The sequence below is a fragment of the Rhizobium phaseoli genome (genome assembly GCF_010668805.1).
Lineage (GTDB): Bacteria > Pseudomonadota > Alphaproteobacteria > Rhizobiales > Rhizobiaceae > Rhizobium > Rhizobium phaseoli_A.
In genome coordinates, this window is record NZ_WUFT01000146.1 from 1 (window position 1) to 389 (window position 389).

1 pseudogene is annotated in these 389 nt (G+C 63.5%); it reads left to right on the plus strand.

The features are described from left to right. Positions 1 to 389 (plus strand): annotated as a pseudogene (locus tag GR197_RS31790) (GntP family permease); the annotation flags it as partial.

Sequence of the window (389 nt, forward strand, 5' to 3'; positions counted from 1 at the left end):
GAACTGTATCGCCAGAGCAATATTCCGAAGCGTCTGATGCCGGGTGCGATCGCGCTGGGCGCGTTCTCGTTCACGATGGATTCGCTGCCGGGCACGCCGCAGATCCAGAACATCATCCCGACAACCTTCTTCAAGACGACGGCATGGGCCGCGCCCGGCCTCGGTATCGCCGGTTCGCTGTTCATCATCGTCGTGGGCCTGTCGTTCCTCGAATGGCGCCGCCGCTCGGCGATGGCGAAGGGCGAAGGCTACGGCACGTCGCTGCTGAACGAGCCGGAGAAGATGGAAACCGACAAGCTGCCCAATCCGCTGCTGGCGATTGCGCCGCTGGTTCTGGTCGGCGTTGCGAACTTCGTGCTCACGCGCATGATTCCCGCATGGTACGGCGC